The following is an 18,042-nucleotide window of genomic DNA, read 5'->3' as shown; positions in this document are numbered from 1 at the left end:
CCGGATGAGGGTACGAGCGAAGCCTCGCGCACCCAAATCTTAGGAGACGCTTCGCGCCGACCCTCACTCCAACCCCTCTCCCGGTAGGAGAGGGGCTAAAAGAATCTGATGGAAAATCCCATGCTCACAATCAACAACCTCCACGCCAGCATCGCCGGCAAAGACATCCTCAAGGGCCTGTCGCTGGACATCCAGCCCGGCCAGGTGCACGCCATCATGGGTCCCAATGGCGCGGGTAAGTCCACGCTGGGCAATGTACTGGCCGGTCGAGACGGCTATGAGGTCAGCGCAGGCAGCGTGCAGTTCGACGGCAAGGATCTTCTCGACCTGCCGCCGGAAGAACGCGCCGCCGCTGGCTTGTTCCTGGCCTTTCAGTACCCGGTGGAAATTCCCGGCGTCAACAACACCTATTTCCTGCGCGCCGCGCTGAACGCGCAGCGCAAGGCGCGTGGCGAAGACGAGCTGGATTCGATGCAGTTCCTCAAGCTGGTGCGGCAGAAGCTGGCCGTGCTGCATCTGAAGGACGAGCTGCTGCATCGCGGCGTCAACGAAGGGTTCTCTGGCGGGGAAAAGAAGCGCAACGAGATCTTCCAGCTGGCCGTGCTCGAGCCCAAGCTCGCCATTCTGGACGAGACCGATTCCGGCCTGGATATCGATGCGCTCAAGAGCGTGGCCGACGGCGTCAACGCGCTGCGTTCGCCCGAGCGGTCGTTCCTGGTCATCACCCACTATCAGCGCTTGCTCGACTACATCAAGCCGGACGTGGTGCATGTGCTGGCCGAGGGCCGTATCGTACAGAGCGGCGGCCCGGAACTGGCGCTGGAACTGGAAAAGCACGGTTATCACTTCCTGAAAGACCGCGTCGTGCCCGAGGTTGCCGCCTGATGAGTGCCCTGCTTGACTCCCTGGCGCGCGGGTTCAGCGGCAGTGATGCACGCCGCGCCGAGCTCGATGCCGCCCTGCAGACCGGCCTGCCCGGCCCACGTGCCGAGGCCTGGAAATACACCTCGTTGCGGCAGCTGGAACGGCGCAGCTTTCAGCCCGCCCCGTTGGTCCCGACGCTGGTGGATGCGGCCGCGCTGGACGATATCCCATCGCCGCGCCTGGTCTTGGTCAATGGCCGCCCGTCCGAAGCGCTCAGCGATCTGTCCACGTTGCCGGAAGGCGTGCAGTTGGACACGCTGTCTGCATCGTTGGCCGCAAGCGACCAGGCGCAGCAGTTACTGGGCCGCCGCTTCGACGGCAGCGACGAGGTCTTTGCGCGCCTGAATGCCGCGCTTGCCGACGAAGGCGTGCTGGTGCGCGTGCATGCCGGCGCGCGGATCGAGCTGCCACTGCATTTGGTGTTCGTCGGCGTGGCCGGCGAGCAGGATCTGTCGTGGCATCACCGCCATCTGATCGAATTGCGTGCCGGCGCTGCGCTGCAGGTAATCGAGCATCACCTGCATGTCGGCGACGCCGCCCATCTGGAGAACAGCGTGATGCACGTGCATCTGGCACAGGGCGCAGCGCTGTCGCACGCGCGCGTGCAGGCCGGCAGCGCACATGCGACGTCGCTGCTGCGCACCGACGCGGTGCTGGCGCGCGACGCGCGCTACCAGCGCGTGGACCTGGAGCTGGGTGCCGGCCTGTCGCGGCACGAGTTCAACGTGCGCCTGGAAGGCAACAACGCCCAGCTCACCGCCAATGGCGTGCTGCTCGGCAACGGCCGCCGGCATGTGGACACGCGGCTGGGCATCGAGCACATCGCGCGCGACACCGCCTGCGAACTGGTATGGCGCGGTGTGGGCGCGGACCGCAGCCGCGTGGTCTTCCATGGTGGCATCCGCATCCGCGCAGGCGCCGACGGCACCGATGCACGACTGTCCAACAAGAATCTGCTGCTGTCGTCCAATGCCGAAATCGACACCCAGCCGGTGCTGGTGATCGATGCCGACGAGGTACAAGCCGCGCATGGCGCCACGGTGGGCCAGCTCGACGACAACGCCTTGTTCTACCTGCGCTCGCGCGGCTTGCCGCAGGAACAGGCGCAACGCCTGCTGAGTGCCGCGTTCTGTCACGAACCCTTGCGCGTGCTGCCGCCCGCCTTGAGCGCCGTGCTGGCGCTGCAACTGGACCGTGCATTGAATTCGGCGGGCGTGGCATGAACGTGTCCGCCGTTCCGCCCAGCGCAACGCCCGACTGGGACCGCGTGCGCCTGGATTTCCCGCTGCTGATGCGGCAGGTGCATGGCAAGCCGCTGATCTATTTCGACAACGCGAACACCGGCCAGAAGCCGCTGCAGGTGATTGCCGCCACCGACGAGTTCTACCGCCGCCAGAACGCCAACGTAAGCCGTGCCGTGCATGCGCTCGGCAGCGAGGCGACCGACGCGTTCGAGGGAGCGCGCAACAAACTGGCGCGTTTTCTCAACGTCCGCGCCGATGAGCTGGTGCTGTGCAGCGGCACCACCTTCGCGATCAATCTGGTGGCGTATTCGTGGGCATTGCCGCGGCTGGGCGCCGGCGATGTGATCCTGATTTCGCGCATGGAGCACCATGCCAACATCGTGCCGTGGCAGCTGGTGGCCCAGCGTACCGGCGCCACCATCCGCGTGGCCGAAATCACGCCCGATGGCGCGTTGGATCTGGATGGCTTGCGCAAGGCGATGACACCTGACGTCAAACTGCTGGCGATCACCCACGTGTCCAACGTGCTGGGCACGGTCAACCCGGTACGCGAGATCTGCCGCGAAGCGCGTAAGCGCGGCATCGTCACCATGGTGGACGGCTCGCAGGCGGCACCGCATCGGCGCATCGACGTGGCCAGCATCGGCTGCGATTTCTACGCCATCACCGGGCACAAGATGTGCGGCCCCACCGGCACCGGCGCACTGTGGGCACGTCGCGAGCATCTGCAGGCGATGCCGCCGTTTCTTGGCGGCGGCGAGATGATCAAGGAAGTCAGCTTCGAGAACACCGTCTTCAACGATGCGCCGCATAAGTTCGAAGCCGGCACGCCCAACATCGCCGGTTTCGTCGGCCTGGGTGCGGCAGTGGATTACCTGGAATCGATCGGCCTGGCGCACGTGGAAGCACGCGAAGCCGAACTGCTCGCCCACTTCACCGAAGAACTGCAACGCATCGATGGCCTGCGCATCTTCGGCACCACGCCCGACAAGGCCGCGGTGGTGTCGTTCCTGATCGACGGTGCGCACGCGCACGATCTGGCCACCCTGCTCGACCTGGAAGGCGTCGCGGTGCGCTCTGGCCAACACTGCGCGCATCCGCTGCTGCAGTACTACGGTGTCGCCGCCACCTGCCGCGCGTCACTGGCGTTCTACAACACGCACGACGAAATCGAGCGCTTCGTCGCCGCGTTGGTGAAGGTGCGTCGACTGTTGGGCTGATGGGAATCGGGAATGGAGAATCGAAAGAGCGGTTCTCCCGAACGCCGGTGACATGCGATGTATGGAACACGGCTCATCGAGCAGCGCAGCGCTTCCCCCATTCCGCATTCCCCATTCCCGATTAAACTGTCTCCATGCAGACCACCACTTTCCGCACCGCTACCGTCGCTGACATCGACGCCCTCGTCCTGCTGGTGACTTCGGCCTATCGCGGCGACAGCAGCCGCGTGGGCTGGACCACCGAGGCAGATATTCTCGAGGGTGCGCGTATCGATCCGGCCGTGCTGCGCGACGATATCCTGCGCGAACGCAGCCTGGTGCTGGTGGTCGAACAGGATGAGCGTCTGGTGGCCTGTGCGCATATTGCCGATGACCACGGCGCCGGGTACTTCGGGATGTTTGCGGTGGATCCTTCGTTGCAGGGCAGCGGGCTCGGCAAGACGCTGTTGGCCGAAGCCGAGCGCCTTGTACATCGCCAATGGCAGCTGCCGGTGCTACGCATGACCGTCATCGATGTGCGCGATGAACTCATCGCCTTCTACGAACGGCGCGGGTATCGTCGCACCGGCATCGTCAAACCCTTCCCGTATGGCGACGAGCGCTTCGGCATTCCGCTGCGCCAGGATCTGCGTTTTGAAGTGCTGGAAAAGCAGTTGAACGGGCCAACCCCGTGAGCGACACCTGGACCTTTGTCTGTGCCAGCGATGCGCTGCTGCCCGGTGAAATGCAGACCGTCTGGGACGAGGTCACCGATACGCCGATCGTGGTGTTCAACCTCGATGGCGCCTTGTACGCGCTGGAAGACCGCTGCAGCCACGAAGACTACGAGCTGTCGCCTGGCAGCTTCGATCCGGTAGCCGGCACCATCGAATGTCAGTTGCATAGCGCGCGCTTCGATATCCGCGACGGCCGCCCTCTGTGCGCGCCTGCCTATACGGCCGTGCCCAAGTTCCCGGTCAAGCGTGAACACGACGGCATCTGGACCCGCGACGATCGTTGAAGCGGGCGCGTTGCAGCGACGGTGCCGCTGCACGGCGCCACACATCGCAGCGTCTGCCACCGACTGGCAGATATTGCAAAGAAGAATGATTTGCATTTAAGATCGCATCCTTAAAGCCTTCTTAACAACTGGCCTGCCTGCGATCCCATGCACCCAGCTCTGCTCGACGCCTGCCCCGCTCGTTCGCCTCGCCTGCGCGCCCTTGCGCAGCGCCTCGGCTTGCCTGGCTCGGGCGACTGTCGGCGCAGCGCTTCGGGTTAGCCGGCGCAGCACCCACGCATTCCATCCCGCATCCGCCAAGCCATCGCCAGGTGGGAGCCTCGCATCCTCCTTGAGACTTTTCATGACCCCTAGCATTTCCCCGCTCGCTTCGGCCGTGTTGCTGACGCTGTCCGCTCCCGCTTTCGCCCAGCCCGACGATGTGTCGGCGCCCCCAGGGGCGGTGGATCTGGATGCGATCCGGGTGCAGCAGGAACGTGCGCAGAAGCCGTCTTCGCCCAAGTACACAGAAGCCCTGCGCGACACGCCGCAGACAATCACCGTGGTCACCAAGCAGACCATGGACCAGCAGAATCTGCTGTCGCTGCGCGATGTGCTCAGCACCCTACCCGGCATCACCTTCGGCGCGGGCGAAGGCGGTGGCGGCTACGGCGACAGCATCAACCTGCGCGGCTTCACTGCCAGCAGCGACATCACCACCGACGGCGTGCGCGACAGCGCGCAGTACAGCCGCAGCGACACCTTCAACCTCGAATCCGTCGAGCTCATCAACGGTGCCAACTCTGCGATGTCCGGCGCAGGCTCGGTGGGCGGCAACATCAACCTGGTCACCAAGAGCGCCGGCCAGGGCAACTTCACCAACGTCATGATCGGCGGCGGCAGCGACCGTTACGGCCGCCTCACGGCCGATAGCAATTACGACTTCGAAAACGGCACCGCCGTGCGCTTGAATGCGATGGGCCACACCCAGGACGTGCCGGGCCGCGACGAAGAATTCCGTCACCGTTGGGGCGTTGCGCCGTCGGTGGCCTTCGGCCTGGGTTCGGACACGCGCTTTACGCTGAGCTACTTGCACCAGCACGACAACAACCTGCCGCAATACGGCGTGCCGTTCGCGCTCAGCCCGTTCAACGATGGCCCGTTGCCGGGCGTGGACCGCGAAACCTATTACGGCTATCGCAATGTGTCGCGTCAGGAGATCGACGTGGACATGCTCACCGGCGTGCTGGAAATGGACTTCGACGACAACGTCAAACTGCGCAGCCTGGCGCGCTTGCAGCGCGTGGATCAGAGCACCACCGCCACCGCACCTGAGGGCACCTGGTGCCTGCCCAACAACACCAACGCCTACACCGGCCGCGCGTGCGTGGGCCAGCCGCCGTCGACCTGGAACCCCAACAGCGGGCCACGCGGACTGGTGCGCGACACCGAAAACTTCATCGCACATAGCCAAACCGATCTGACCGCCACGCTGCACACCGGTGCAATCGAACATCGCGTGGTCGCCGGCGTCGCCTTCAGCAAGGAAGACTTCGAACTCGATAGCGGTTCGCTCTTCCGCAACGCCGACGGCTCCACTACCGGCATCACCTATCCGCTGCAGTCGTTCGACAACCCGTACAACATCTGGACCGGCCCGCAGCACTATTTCCGCACCGGCCGCAGCAAGGGCAGCCTGACCAACCAGGCGGTGTACCTGTTCGACACGCTGCAGTTCAACGAGCAATGGATGCTCAACCTGGGCGGCCGCTACGAGCACAACGAAGGCGACACCACCACCTATACCGTCAACGCCACCGGCGGCATCACCGGCGTGGCCGCAGGCTTCCCGGCCGGCAGCAAGGACGATCTGTTTTCCTATCGCGCCGGACTGGTGTTCAAGCCGGTCGACAACGCCAGCCTGTATCTGTCCTATGCAAATGCGAAGACGCCATCGAAGGCCTCGGTCAACGGCTCGTGCACGCCGATTGCCACCTCCACCGTGGGTGCCAACTGCAATGTCGAACCGGAAACCGCGGTCAATCTCGAACTGGGCGGCAAGTGGGATGTGTTAGACGAGCGCCTGGCGTTGACCGCCGCGGTGTTCCGCAACGAACGCGAGAACTACAAGGTCAACAGCGGCGACCCGCTGGTCCCCGAGCAGGTACTGGACGGCAAGGCACGTGTGGACGGCATTGCGCTGGGCGCGGCCGGCTACCTGACCGAGCGCTGGTCCATCTTCGCCAACTACACCTTCCTGGACAGCGAAGTGCTGCAGAGCGTGTCCAATCGCACCGCCAGCCTGACAGGCGACCCCATCGCCGGGCGCGAACTGGTGCAGACACCGCGTAACGCAGGCAATCTCTGGACCACCTACCAGCTCAACCAATGGACCTTCGGCTACGGCGTCAACTATCAGGGCAGCTTCTATCCGAACAACACCTCGACCGCGGTCTACCGCAAGACCGACGCCTATTGGGTGCATCGCGCCATGGTCGGCCTGCGCGTCAATGCGTGGCTCAGCCTGCAGTTGAACGTCAACAACCTGTTCGACAAGGAGTACTACACCAGCATCCGCAACAACCTCACCGTCAACGCCGCAGGAACCGTCACGGCGGGCAGCGGTTGGGCGTTGCCGGGTGACGGCCGCTCGGCAGTGTTGAACGCCACCTTCAGCTTCTAACCCTCAGGCACGCCGTGCGCGCTGCGCGGCGACGTGGAGACCACTGCATGTTGTTGCCCATCCACGATGTGCTCAGCCCCGCGCAACTCAGCCAGCTGCGCGCGCAGCTGGACGTGGCCGACTGGGCAGACGGTCGCATCACCGCCGGTCACCAGTCGGCACAGGCCAAGGACAACGCGCAGTTGCCCGAAGACAGCGCCGTTGCACGCGAGGCCGGCGCGCTGGTGCTGGAGGCACTCGCACGCAGCAGCACGTTCTTTTCGGCAGTGTTGCCGCGCAGGATCTATCCGCCACTGTTCAATCGCTACAGCGGCGGGCAGTCGTTCGGCTATCACGTGGACAACGCGGTGCGGTACGACCGCAGTCGTGGCGGCGCCGAAGCGGTGCGCACCGATGTCTCCGCCACGCTGTTTCTCAGCGACCCGGACAGCTACGACGGTGGCGAGCTGGTCATCGAAGACACCTACGGCACGCAGTCGGTCAAGCTGCCGGCCGGGCATCTGGTGATCTATCCGGGCACGAGTCTGCACAGGGTCATGCCGGTCACACGTGGCGCGCGCGTGGCGTGCTTTTTCTGGGCACAAAGCATGCTGCGCGACGCTGCGCAGCGCCGCCTGTTGTTCGAGCTGGATGTCTCGATCCGCCGCCTCACCCAGGACACGCCCGGGCATCCCTCATTGATCCAGCTCACCGGCGTGTATCACAACCTGCTGCGGCAATGGGCCGATGTCTGAGCCGGCGCTGGACATCGCGCAGCTGAGCGCGTTGCTGCGCACGCAGCCGGAACAGGCACGTGCGCGCTTGCACAAAGCCGCTGCGAACCATGACGTAGGCGCACAATTACTGCTCGCGCAGATGTACGCCGAAGGACGCGGCATTGCCGCAGATCCGGCTGCAGCGATGCTGTGGTACGAAGTGGCCGCCAACGCAGGGTGTGCGGAGGCGATGAACCAGCTGGGCCGCTGCCATGAGCTCGGGTTCGGAACCGCCATCAACGCGGTGCTGGCCGTGCTGTGGTATCGCCGCGCCGCCGAACATGGCCTGGCATGGGGCATGTACAACCTGGCGCACATGTACGCCTCCGGGCGCGGCGTGGCGCAGGACCACGCGCAGGCATTGGCGCTGTACCACCGCGCGGCCGAAGCCGGACATGCCAAGTCGATGAACTTCCTGGCGCGCTATCTCGACCAGGGCCTGGCCTGCGCTGCAGACCCTCTGGCCGCATGCGTGTGGTACCGCCGCTCTGCCGAAGCGGGCGATTTCCGCGGCCAGGCCGGCTACGCCACCCTGCTTGCCGACAGCGACGAGCTGGATCAGGCCGAGACATGGATGCGCCGCGCCATCGCAGGTGGCCACGCCGGCTTTTTGCAACAGCTCGCACCACTGCTGGCCGGCGCGCGCCATCCGCGCCTGCGCGCCTTGCTGCACGAGGTGGCTGCACGGCAGCGGCAACTGCAGCCTTGCGTCCCCGCAGACGTGGCCTGAGCGCAGCATGTCGACCACAGACCACGCTCACCTCGCCAGCGCGCAGCAGCGCCGCGGCTTCTGGCTGCGCATGCTGCATCAGTGGCACTGGATCAGCTCGGCGCTGTGCCTGATCGGCATGCTGTTGTTCACCGTCACCGGGCTGACCTTGAATCACGCCGCGCGCATCGAAGCCAGCCCATCGACCGAACAACGCACGCTGACGCTGCCGCCCGCGCTGCTGCAGACGCTGGGCCGGCGTCAGGACGGTAATGCACCGCTGCCGCCGCGCGTGGCGCAATGGCTGGGGCGCGAGCTCGATATCAGCATCGGCACGCGCAACGGCGAATGGTCGGCGGACGAGGTGTATGTCGCGCTGCCACGCCCCGGCGGCGATGCCTGGCTGAGCCTGGACCGCCGCACCGGCGCGATCGAATACGAACGCACTGCGCGCGGCTGGGTCGCCTATCTCAACGATCTGCATAAGGGCCGCAACGCCGGGCCGGCCTGGGGCTGGTTTATCGATGTCTTTGCGATCGCCTGCCTGGTGTTCTGCATTACCGGCCTGTTCCTTCTCCACCTGCATGCACGGCAGCGGCGCATGACCTGGCCGCTGGTCGGTCTTGGCCTGCTGATTCCGCTGTTGCTTGCCCTGCTGTTGATCCACTGACTTTTCTACCGGAGACGATCATGCGCGCCACCCTGACCATCGCCCTGAGCGGCCTGCTCGCCATGCCGGCGTATGCCGCCACACTCGACATCAACGTCGAAATCCCCAAGCTCAACGTCGCCGAGTACCACCGCCCGTATGTTGCGGTCTGGCTGGAAGGCGCAGATCAGAAGGTCGCCGCCAATCTGGCGGTCTGGTATCAATCCAGGGACACCGCCGAAGGCCACGGCACCAAATGGCTGCCGGATCTGCGCCAGTGGTGGCGCAAGAGCGGCCGCACCCTGAGCGTGCCGGTCGATGGCGTCACCGGCCCCACCCGGCCGGCCGGCGCGCATGCGCTGTCGTTCTCCGATAGCAAGGGCGCATTGAAGTCGCTGCCGTCGGGGCAATACACGCTGGTGGTGGAAGCCGCACGCGAAGTTGGCGGCCGCGAACTGGTCAAGCTGCCTTTCACCTGGCCGGCGACGTCCGCGCAGACAGCCAAAGCCAGCGGCAGCAGCGAGCTCGGTGCGATCAGCCTGGTTGCAAAGCCCTGACTGCTGCGTTGGCGTTCGCAGCGCCGTGCACCGCGCCTTGCGTCGTCGTGCAAGGTGCGCCCTGGGCATTGAACCAAGGTCTGTCGCTCAAGACCCATCGTTTTCCACGCATCCAAACATCGTCGCAGTCTCGCGCTGATCAGACACGTGACCCATCGTTGCCATCGTCTTTCAAGGAGTTGTCATGAAACGTTCGCTCGTCCTGGTTGCCCTGCTTGCCACCCTGCCGCTCAGCGCACTCGCCCACAAGGCCTGGTTGCTGCCGTCGCAGACCGTCATCGCTGGCGACGCGCCGTGGATCACGGTGGATGCTGCCGTCTCCAACGATCTGTTCTACTTCAATCACGTGCCGCTGCGACTGGACAACCTGAGCATCACCGCACCCGATGGCAGCGCGCTCAAGCCGGAGAACCCGGCCACCGGCAAGTACCGCAGCGTGTTCGACCTGCAGCTCACCCAGCCCGGCACCTACAAGCTCGCCATCGTCAACGCAGGCCTGTTCGCCAGCTGGAAAGAAGACGGCAAACCCAAGCGCTGGCGTGGCAACGAAACCAGCTTCGCCACCGAAGTGCCGAAAAACGCCAAGGAACTGCAGGTCTCGCAATCGCTCAACCGTGTGGAAACCTTCGTCACCCGCGGCGCACCCACGGACACCGTGTTCAAGCCCAGCGGCAAGGGCATCGAGTTGATTCCGGTGACGCACCCCAACGATCTGGTCGCCGGCGAAGCCGCGCACTTCACCCTGCAACTGGATGGCAAACCGGCCGCCGGGCTGGAGATCGACGTCGTGCGCGGCGGCACCCGTTACCGGAATGCGCAGAACGAGATCAAGCTCAAGACCGATGCGAAGGGCGGCTTCAGCGTCACCTGGCCGGAAGCGGGCATGTACTGGCTGGAAACCACCATCGAAGACACCAAGACCTCGCTGCCGCAGGCCAAGCAGCGCCGCCTGGGCTATGTCGCCACCCTGGAAGTATTGCCGCAGTAATCTGCCGGCACGCGGCAGGAGCGCACACAGCGTGCGTCCTGCCGCCCCGTCCTCATAAGACCCGTCCATGCCCGCATCGTCTTCCGCCGACCACGCCGTTGCCACGCTCGGCGGCCGCAGCATGGGCACCACCTGGAGCGTGAAGCTGGTGGCGCCGCGCGGACGCGATCTGCACCCCTTGCATGCGTGCATCCAGGCCGCGCTGGACCGCGTGGTCGCGCAGATGAGTACCTGGAAGGCCGATTCGGATATCAGCCGTTACAACCGCGCACCGGCAGGCAGCTGGCACCACCTGCCGGACGAATTCCACGCAGTGCTGAGCGCAGCATTGGAGTTCGCACAGGCCAGCGAGGGTGCCTTCGATCCCACCGTCGGCCCGATGGTCGAGCTATGGGGCTTTGGCGCTTCCGGCACGCGCCAGCGCGTGCCGGAAGCGCAGGCGATCGCATTGGCGAGCCTGCGTTGCGGCTGGCAACGCCTGCAGCTGGATGGCAGGCGGGTGCTGCAGCCGGACGCAGCGGCGCTGGATCTGTCCGGCATCGCCAAGGGCTTCGGTGTGGACTGCGTGCATCGCGCATTGCTGCAGTCGGGTATCGACAGTGCATTGATCGAGGTCGGCGGCGAATTGTTCGGTTACGGACGCAAGCCCGATGCCAGCTCGTGGCGCGTGCTGGTCGAATCCGCCCCCGACGAAGACGCCGGCAGCGCGCTGCCACCACGCGTGCTGGCGCTGGACGGCCTGGCGGTCGCCACCTCCGGCGATCGCTGGCACCGCTTCGATGCCGACGGCACACGCTATACGCACACCCTCGACCCACGCACCGGCGCGCCCGTTCCGCATGCCCCTGCGGCGGTCACCGTACTCGCGCCCGATGCGATGCAGGCCGATGCCTGGGCCACCGCGATGACCGTGCTTGGCGCCGATGCCGGTCTTGCCCATGCGCGCAAGGCGGAACTGGCCGTGCGATTCCTGGCACGCAAGGACGGCATCCTGCTCGAATCGATGAGCCCGGCATTCGAACGCCACCTGTCCGCGTCATGAGCAACACCACCTCACGCGTGTGGCTGGGCAACGGGCTGGCTCTGCTGGCGCTTGCGGTCATCGTCGGCTGGCTGGCCGGCCTGCATGAGGGCGCATGGTGGAGCCCACCCACGCCGCATCGCTGGCAACTGGCAGCGCTCGGCCTAGCAATGTATCTGGGCCTGTGCGCGGTCGTACTGCTGCGTGCCCGCAAGCGTGTCGACGCACAACGCGCAGACGCCAGCGGCGTGTTGATCATCTGGGCAAGCCAGACCGGATTTGCGCGTGAGCTGGCGCAACGCAGCGTTGCCGCGCTGCAATCGGCCGGCGTCGGCGCGCATGCGCTGCCGATCGAAGCCGTCGATAGCGGTCAACTCGCACGCGTGCCGCGGCTGCTGTGCATCGTCAGCACCACCGGCGAAGGCGATGCGCCCGACCATGCGCAGGCCGCCGAGCGCGCCTGGCGTGCCGACCACGCGCAGGATCTGACGGCGGTGCAGTACGCAGTGCTGGCGCTTGGCGACCGTGGTTACGCGCACTACTGCGCGTTCGGCCGACGCCTCGACGATCGCCTGCAGGAGCGCGGCGCCACTCGCCTGTTCGAGCGCATCGAGGTCGATAACGCTGACCCCAACGCCCTGCAGCACTGGCAACGCCGTCTGGCGGAACTGGCGCCCGCACTGGCGACGCAACCCGACTGGAGCCTGCCCACCTACACCACCTGGCAGCTACGCGAACGTGTCCACGTCAATCCCGGCAGTGCGGGTGCGCCGATTTACCGACTGCGCCTGACGCCATGCGATGGCGCGTTGCCGCAGTGGAGCGCAGGCGATATCGCGGAGATCGCACCGCGTCATGCCCCGGATGCGGTCGAGTCCTGGCTGCGGCGTAACCACTACGATGGCGCGCAGCAGATCGACGGCCGCCCCCTGCGCGACTGGCTCGGCGGCGCGCAACTTCCCGTCGATACCGGTGCCGCTCTCGGTATCGATGTGGGTGCCGGTGCCAGCCCCGATGCAGAAGCGGAAGCAGAAGCCGGAGTCAAAAGCGACCGAGGTGTGGGTACGAATACAGATGCGACTACAGGCGGAGCTAGAACTGCAGGCGACAGTTCCACAATGGACGCAGAAGCAATGGTGCGCCGCCTGGCCCCCCTGCCCCATCGCGACTATTCGCTCGCATCCATTCCCGAGGAAGGCCATGCAGAACTGCTGGTACGCGAGCATCGGCACGCCGACGGCAGCCTGGGGCTGGGTAGCGGCTGGCTCTGCGTCCATGCACCGATCGGCGCAGCCATCGCGCTGCGCTTGCGCAGCAACCCCGGCTTCCACCCGCCCGCACCCGACCAGCCGATGCTGCTGATCGGCAATGGCACCGGCATCGCCGGTCTGCGCGCGCATCTGCGTGCACGCATCGCAGCCGGCGCGCGGCGCAACTGGCTGCTGTTCGGCGAACGCAATGCCGCGCACGACGCGCTGTATGCCGACGAGCTGCAGCAGTGGCATCAGGACGGCTGGATCGAACGCCTGGAGCTTGTCTACTCGCGCGATCAACCACAGCGACCGCATTACGTCCAACACGCGCTGGCGGCCGCCGCCGACCGCCTGCGTCATTGGATCGACCAAGATGCCTGCATCTACGTCTGCGGCAGTCTGCGCGGCATGGCACCCGAACTCGACCGCACGCTGGATTGCATCCTCGGAGCCGATGTCAGACAGGAACTGCTGGGCAGCGGGCGCTATCGCCGCGACGTGTATTGAACCATCGCACGCGGCACCGCCAAAAGCGCTCAATAAAGCGATTACGCAGGTACCCGCAGCGCGTCTGCTGCTGAAATCCGCAACATCCCTGCTTGCGGTGGTTGCGCGCTAGACGCACCGGCTGATCCAGGACCGCACTCCGGCTTCCCCATTCTCTCTCGATCACCGCATTACGCTGCCAGATCGACCAGATTGCTCGTTGTCGCGCTGCCGCCAATGCTGCGGTACTGCCCCACGGCCATCTGCATCAACGCTGCATAGGCCTGCTGCGTACCGTCGCTGCTGGATGCATCGGCCGATGACGGCGGTCGCGGCGGCGGATCGCGTGGCTGCATCGCTTCCTGCAGTTCCTGCAGACTCAATGCCCCGCTCTTGTCGCTGTCGAGCAGGTCCAGCAGCTGCGTGCTCGACGCACTGTCGCCATTGACCAGTGTGCTCAATTCACCGCTGCTGACACTGTCGTCACCATCGCTGTCCAGGCCGGCAAACAAGGACTGCACATCCTGTCCTTGCTCACCCGGCAGTGGCGGTGGCGGCGGCAAGGCCTGCGCCAGTTCGCTCTCGCTGACGGTGCCGCCACCATCCTGATCGAGCATGCTCAGCAGCCCGTCGATGTCGATCTTGCTGTCGTCATCGCTATTGGACGACAGCGCGGTCGATAGCTCGGACGCGGTCAGGCTGCCATCGCTGTCGCTATCGATGGATTTGAACAACTGCGTCAGCGGATTGGTTTTTTCCGCCTGTGCGGCGGATGCGGCGGATGCGGCGTTGCCGATGGTCGCACTGCGGCTTGCATAGGACGGGTAGGCGGCATAGCCGGCTCCGACCGAGCTGATGGTACTCATTGGTTTCCCCCTGGAATTGCCGGAACCACTCCCGGCGCCTGCACTGTTCCCTAGCCAGGTGGCACAGCGATGCCGTCGCTTGTCTGCGTTGACACGAACGCATCCGGGCGCGTGCCAGGAGGCGCGCCCTGCTCGCAGATACGTGAAAAAGGCCCTAGACCGGGCTCACCCGGATCGCCAGCAGCTCGCCGCCGCCGTCGAGCACGTGGCGCGTGCGTGTGGAGGCGCTCAGCCACGCGGTATCGCCGGCAGCCAACGGTGGCAAGCCACTCTCGCGCCCGAAGCTGGCCTGGCCTGCCAGCAGGTGGATCGCCCACGCGCTGCCCGGATCGGCGAAAAACAACATGGTGCCGACCAGCGGCCGGTGCAGCAGTTCGGTCTGCAGCCGATCGCGCCGCCACATCAGGTTGAAATCCTGGGTCGGCCCGTCGAGCAGCGTGGCATGTACCGTTTCCTCGCCTGCAAATCGGACGCGCTGGTGCGGCGGCAGCAACTCGCAGCTGCGATGACTGCTGCCAGGAACGTCGGTACCGGCGCCGGCGGCATGGTCGCCCCGGCCAGCGCCACTGGCCTTATTGCCATTGCCATTGCCATTGCCGCTATCGCTTTTGCTGACGCCACCGCTAGTAGCCGTGCCGATGCCGATGCCAATGCCTGCACCGGTGCGGGTGTCTGTGTCGGTGTCGGTGTCGGTGCCAGTGCTGGTGTCGCTGCCCATACCGCTGGCAGCATTGCCAAACTGCAGCCGCATGCCATTGCCATGCAACAACACCAGCTCGCGATCGATGCCCGGGAACGCTGAAAACACCGCATCCTGCTCGATCTCGGCAATCGACAGGCGTAGCGACCACGCATCGGCGTCGCCGAGGCGCAGGATCTCGCGCGTCCAGCCCAGTTGATTGCGCCACCGCTCACGGCGGTACTCGGTGGCCGGAATCACCCGGCTGCTCAGGTCTGTCAGCTGCATGGGCACATTGTGCCGCAAGCCCGGCGCCAAGCCGTCATGCTGTGACTTAAGCCTGCTGCCGAGCCTCAGGCTTGCTACCTAGCCTCAAACTCGAGGATGTGGCCGACTCCTACAAAACGACTGACGCCTCACGATGTAACCGGCGCTTCATGCTGTGACTGCCTCTTTCCTGCAGTCGCAGACGCTTGCGTGCGCTCGCAACCCACACGGACCCAAAACGAAAAACGCCCGGCTGCACATCCAAGTGCAACACCGGGCGATTCCACGTCCTTGTCGGCTTCCAGCCATCCCCCGGACATCCTGTCCAGTTAGGTTGCGGCCACGCATCCTCGCGTCGAACCGTATCTCGGATCCCTTCCCCTTAACGCCGTCCCACCGGTTTCACCGCCGCCCCCTTGGCAGCCTTCTTGGCTGGAGCCATCGTGGCTCCAACTTCGATCAGGTCGCGATTCCGTTCGACCGTCTTGAGTCCGATGCCCTTGACCAGCGCCAGTTCCTCGGCGCTTTTGAAGGGACCGTTGGCCTGACGGTGCTCGACGATTGCCTCGGCTTTTGATCGCCCGACATTCACCAGCACCTTGTCCAATTCCTCAGCAGACGCGGTGTTGATATCGACCTTATCGAGTGCATACGCATTCGAGGACAACAGCAACGCCAGTAGCAGGGACTTCAGGACTACGGTAAATGACTTCATTGCAACGCTCCTTGTGGCTTGGGTGATGGTCCTAGCCAGCATTCCTGCCAGCGGAGCCAGTGTCCCGCGCCACATGCAGCAATCCTATCGCCAACGAACTTTTCACACAGCCGGTGAACTGCGCGTCGCCTTGTAGGGAAATACCTACCCCCCCGAGGCGGGCGTAGAATGTCCGGCTACGTCACGCATTCGGAGCCTCCATGGACAGCGCCAAGATCGACCAATTCGTCAGCGACACCTGGGACCGCGAGATCGTCCCGCAACTGGTCGATTACATCCGTATTCCCAACAAGTCGCCGATGTTCGATTCCGATTGGGTGGCCCATGGCTATATGGAGCAGGCGGTCGTGTTGATGGAGACCTGGGCGCGCGCGCAGGCCATCGACGGCATGCAGGTGGAGGTGGTGCGCCTGGAAGGCTGCACACCATTGATCTTCATCGAGATTCCGGCCACCGGCCCCGAATCGGGCGACGACACCGTGCTGCTGTACGGTCACCTGGACAAGCAGCCGGAGATGACCGGCTGGGATGCGGACCTCGGGCCCTGGGAGCCGGTGTTGCGCGGCGACAAGTTGTACGGGCGTGGTGGCGCCGACGACGGCTATGCCATCTTCGGGTCGCTGGCCGCGATCCTGGCGCTGCGCAACCAGGACTTGCCGCATGCGCGCTGCGTGGTGTTGATCGAGGCCTGCGAGGAATCCGGCAGCTACGATCTACCGGCCTATGTGGACCATCTGGCCGAGCGCATCGGCAAGCCGTCGCTGGTGGTGTGCCTGGACTCGGGCTGCGGCAATTACGAGCAGCTGTGGTGCACGACTTCGCTGCGCGGGCTGACCGGCGGCAACCTGACGGTCAAGGTGCTGGAAGAAGGCGTGCACTCGGGCGATGCCTCGGGCGTGGTGCCGTCCAGCTTACGCCTGCTGCGCCAGCTTCTGTCGCGCATCGAAGACGAAACCACCGGCCGCATCCTGCTCGATGGCCTGCATGTGGAGGTGCCCGCCGAGCGGCTGACCCAAGCGAAGGCCGCCGCTGCCACTCTGGATACCGCAATTTTCGACAAGTTCCCGATGGTCGATGGCCTGGTGCCGATGCACGAGGACCTCACCGAATTGGTGTTGAACCGCACCTGGCGCCCGGCGCTGTCGATCACCGGTGCGGACGGTATGCCGCCGCTGGCGTCGGCCGGCAACGTGCTGCGTCCGCAGACCGCGGTGAAACTGTCGCTGCGACTGCCGCCAACGGCCGACGGCAAGGCCTGCGGCGAGTTGCTCAAGGCAGCGCTACTGCGCGACCCGCCCAATGGTGCGCAAGTGACGCTCGATCTGGAAAAGGCCTCGTCCGGCTGGAATGCACCAGCGATGGCGCCATGGCTGGCGCAGGCGATCGACGACGCCAGCCGAGCTTTTTTCGACAAGCCGGCGATGTACATGGGCGAAGGCGGCTCGATCCCGTTCATGGGCATGCTTGGCGAGAAGTTTCCCGGCGCGCAGTTCATGATCACCGGCGTGCTCGGCCCGCATTCCAATGCGCATGGCCCCAACGAGTTCCTGCACATCCCGATGGGCAAGCGCGTGACCGCCTGCGTCTCGAAGGTGATTGCCGACCATCACGCCGCCTGCCTGCGCGGCGAAACCAGCGGCTCGCCGGTGGCGGCCGATAGCGGCACCCGTCATGGTGGGCATGGTTGCTGTTGAGTTGTGGCTTCATCGATGCGCGCGGTTGGCGCGCATCGATGTCATGAGAGGTCGGTCTGCGTTTTCAAATGAGGATTGGTGCGGGTGCGCCTTGGTCGGCGGCTAACCCGCTTGGCGGCCAGGCTTGCTGGTGCAACCTGGCCGCCGGGCTTCACGCACTGCCTGGCCCCGCACCCTCCCCCAACCCCGCTCCCGTTGGGAGAGGGGCTAGCCGTTGCTCTTCTTCGGGACGTGCCTGGTGCGCATTGCCCAGCGCAGAACCGGTGTGTTTTGCACGCCTAAATCGTCAAGGTTCTCGCAGGGGTTTCTTTATTGAAAGACGACTTCTCTGTGGGAAGACAACTTCCCGAGAG

At 65.2% G+C, this 18,042-nt stretch carries 17 protein-coding genes; 14 read left to right on the top strand and 3 right to left on the bottom strand.

What is annotated here, in order from left to right; all coding sequences use genetic code 11:
• Positions 1 to 120 precede the first annotated feature (120 nt).
• From sufC to EO156_RS14915, 13 genes are all read left to right on the top strand, one after another.
• Entirely contained in the window at positions 121 to 885 is a 765-nt protein-coding gene (sufC, locus tag EO156_RS14975; RefSeq protein ID WP_003487762.1) for a Fe-S cluster assembly ATPase SufC, read from the top strand.
• Positions 885 to 2,147, top strand: a complete 1,263-nt coding sequence (gene sufD, locus EO156_RS14970) for a Fe-S cluster assembly protein SufD (RefSeq protein ID WP_016851101.1) — start codon at positions 885 to 887, stop codon at positions 2,145 to 2,147. Before sufC ends, sufD begins: the two co-directional genes overlap by 1 nt.
• Positions 2,144 to 3,388 (top strand): cysteine desulfurase, encoded by a 1,245-nt coding sequence (locus EO156_RS14965; RefSeq protein ID WP_003487766.1) that lies wholly within the window; start codon positions 2,144 to 2,146, stop codon positions 3,386 to 3,388. Before sufD ends, EO156_RS14965 begins: the two co-directional genes overlap by 4 nt.
• 134 nt (positions 3,389 to 3,522) lie before the next feature.
• The gene (locus EO156_RS14960) at positions 3,523 to 4,062 is read left to right on the top strand and encodes a GNAT family N-acetyltransferase (protein ID WP_003487768.1); all 540 of its coding nucleotides are present in this window, start codon (positions 3,523 to 3,525) and stop codon (positions 4,060 to 4,062) included.
• On the top strand, positions 4,059 to 4,388 hold the full coding sequence (locus EO156_RS14955) for a non-heme iron oxygenase ferredoxin subunit (protein ID WP_003487771.1): 330 nt from the start codon (positions 4,059 to 4,061) through the stop codon (positions 4,386 to 4,388). Before EO156_RS14960 ends, EO156_RS14955 begins: the two co-directional genes overlap by 4 nt.
• Before the next feature lie 343 nt (positions 4,389 to 4,731).
• Entirely contained in the window at positions 4,732 to 7,050 is a 2,319-nt protein-coding gene (locus EO156_RS14950) for a TonB-dependent siderophore receptor (protein WP_015463444.1), read from the top strand.
• A 47-nt stretch (positions 7,051 to 7,097) separates the two neighbouring features.
• Positions 7,098 to 7,784, top strand: coding sequence for a Fe2+-dependent dioxygenase (locus EO156_RS14945; RefSeq protein WP_016851102.1), 687 nt, complete (start codon positions 7,098 to 7,100; stop codon positions 7,782 to 7,784).
• A complete protein-coding gene (locus EO156_RS14940; protein ID WP_003487777.1) occupies positions 7,777 to 8,535 on the top strand; it encodes a tetratricopeptide repeat protein in 759 nt (252 codons plus the stop codon). Before EO156_RS14945 ends, EO156_RS14940 begins: the two co-directional genes overlap by 8 nt.
• 7 nt (positions 8,536 to 8,542) lie before the next feature.
• Positions 8,543 to 9,184 carry a PepSY-associated TM helix domain-containing protein gene (locus EO156_RS14935; protein WP_003487779.1) on the top strand — a complete coding sequence of 214 codons (642 nt, stop codon included), beginning with the start codon at positions 8,543 to 8,545 and terminating at the stop codon, positions 9,182 to 9,184.
• Positions 9,185 to 9,204: 20 nt separating this feature from the next.
• Entirely contained in the window at positions 9,205 to 9,720 is a 516-nt protein-coding gene (locus tag EO156_RS14930; protein ID WP_003487781.1) for a DUF2271 domain-containing protein, read from the top strand.
• A gap of 184 nt (positions 9,721 to 9,904) precedes the next feature.
• Positions 9,905 to 10,708, top strand: a complete 804-nt coding sequence (locus tag EO156_RS14925; RefSeq protein ID WP_005919180.1) for a DUF4198 domain-containing protein — start codon at positions 9,905 to 9,907, stop codon at positions 10,706 to 10,708.
• A 67-nt stretch (positions 10,709 to 10,775) separates the two neighbouring features.
• Entirely contained in the window at positions 10,776 to 11,750 is a 975-nt protein-coding gene (locus EO156_RS14920) for an FAD:protein FMN transferase (protein ID WP_033482759.1), read from the top strand.
• The gene (locus EO156_RS14915) at positions 11,747 to 13,489 is read left to right on the top strand and encodes a flavodoxin domain-containing protein (protein WP_016851104.1); all 1,743 of its coding nucleotides are present in this window, start codon (positions 11,747 to 11,749) and stop codon (positions 13,487 to 13,489) included. Before EO156_RS14920 ends, EO156_RS14915 begins: the two co-directional genes overlap by 4 nt.
• A gap of 170 nt (positions 13,490 to 13,659) precedes the next feature.
• Here the strand turns inward: EO156_RS14915 and EO156_RS14910 are convergent, their stop codons facing one another.
• The 3 genes from EO156_RS14910 to EO156_RS14900 form a co-directional block, all read right to left on the bottom strand.
• Positions 13,660 to 14,334 carry an EF-hand domain-containing protein gene (locus EO156_RS14910; protein WP_016851105.1) on the bottom strand — a complete coding sequence of 225 codons (675 nt, stop codon included), beginning with the start codon at positions 14,332 to 14,334 and terminating at the stop codon, positions 13,660 to 13,662.
• Positions 14,335 to 14,488: 154 nt separating this feature from the next.
• Positions 14,489 to 15,301: a HutD family protein gene (locus tag EO156_RS14905; protein ID WP_026007222.1), complete on the bottom strand. Its 813-nt coding sequence runs from the start codon at positions 15,299 to 15,301 to the stop codon at positions 14,489 to 14,491.
• Between the two features lie 361 nt (positions 15,302 to 15,662).
• A complete protein-coding gene (locus EO156_RS14900) occupies positions 15,663 to 16,037 on the bottom strand; it encodes a helix-hairpin-helix domain-containing protein (RefSeq protein WP_003487793.1) in 375 nt (124 codons plus the stop codon).
• Positions 16,038 to 16,195: 158 nt separating this feature from the next.
• On the opposite strand from EO156_RS14900, the gene EO156_RS14895 reads away from it, so the two are divergent.
• Positions 16,196 to 17,689, top strand: a complete 1,494-nt coding sequence (locus EO156_RS14895) for a M20 family metallopeptidase (RefSeq protein ID WP_016851107.1) — start codon at positions 16,196 to 16,198, stop codon at positions 17,687 to 17,689.
• Positions 17,690 to 18,042: the final 353 nt, after the last annotated feature.

Source organism: Xanthomonas sp. DAR33341 (assembly GCF_003992815.1).
Lineage (GTDB): Bacteria > Pseudomonadota > Gammaproteobacteria > Xanthomonadales > Xanthomonadaceae > Xanthomonas > Xanthomonas cissicola.
The sequence above is the reverse complement of the archived record's forward strand: the minus strand, read 5'-3'. Positions and strand labels throughout refer to the sequence as shown.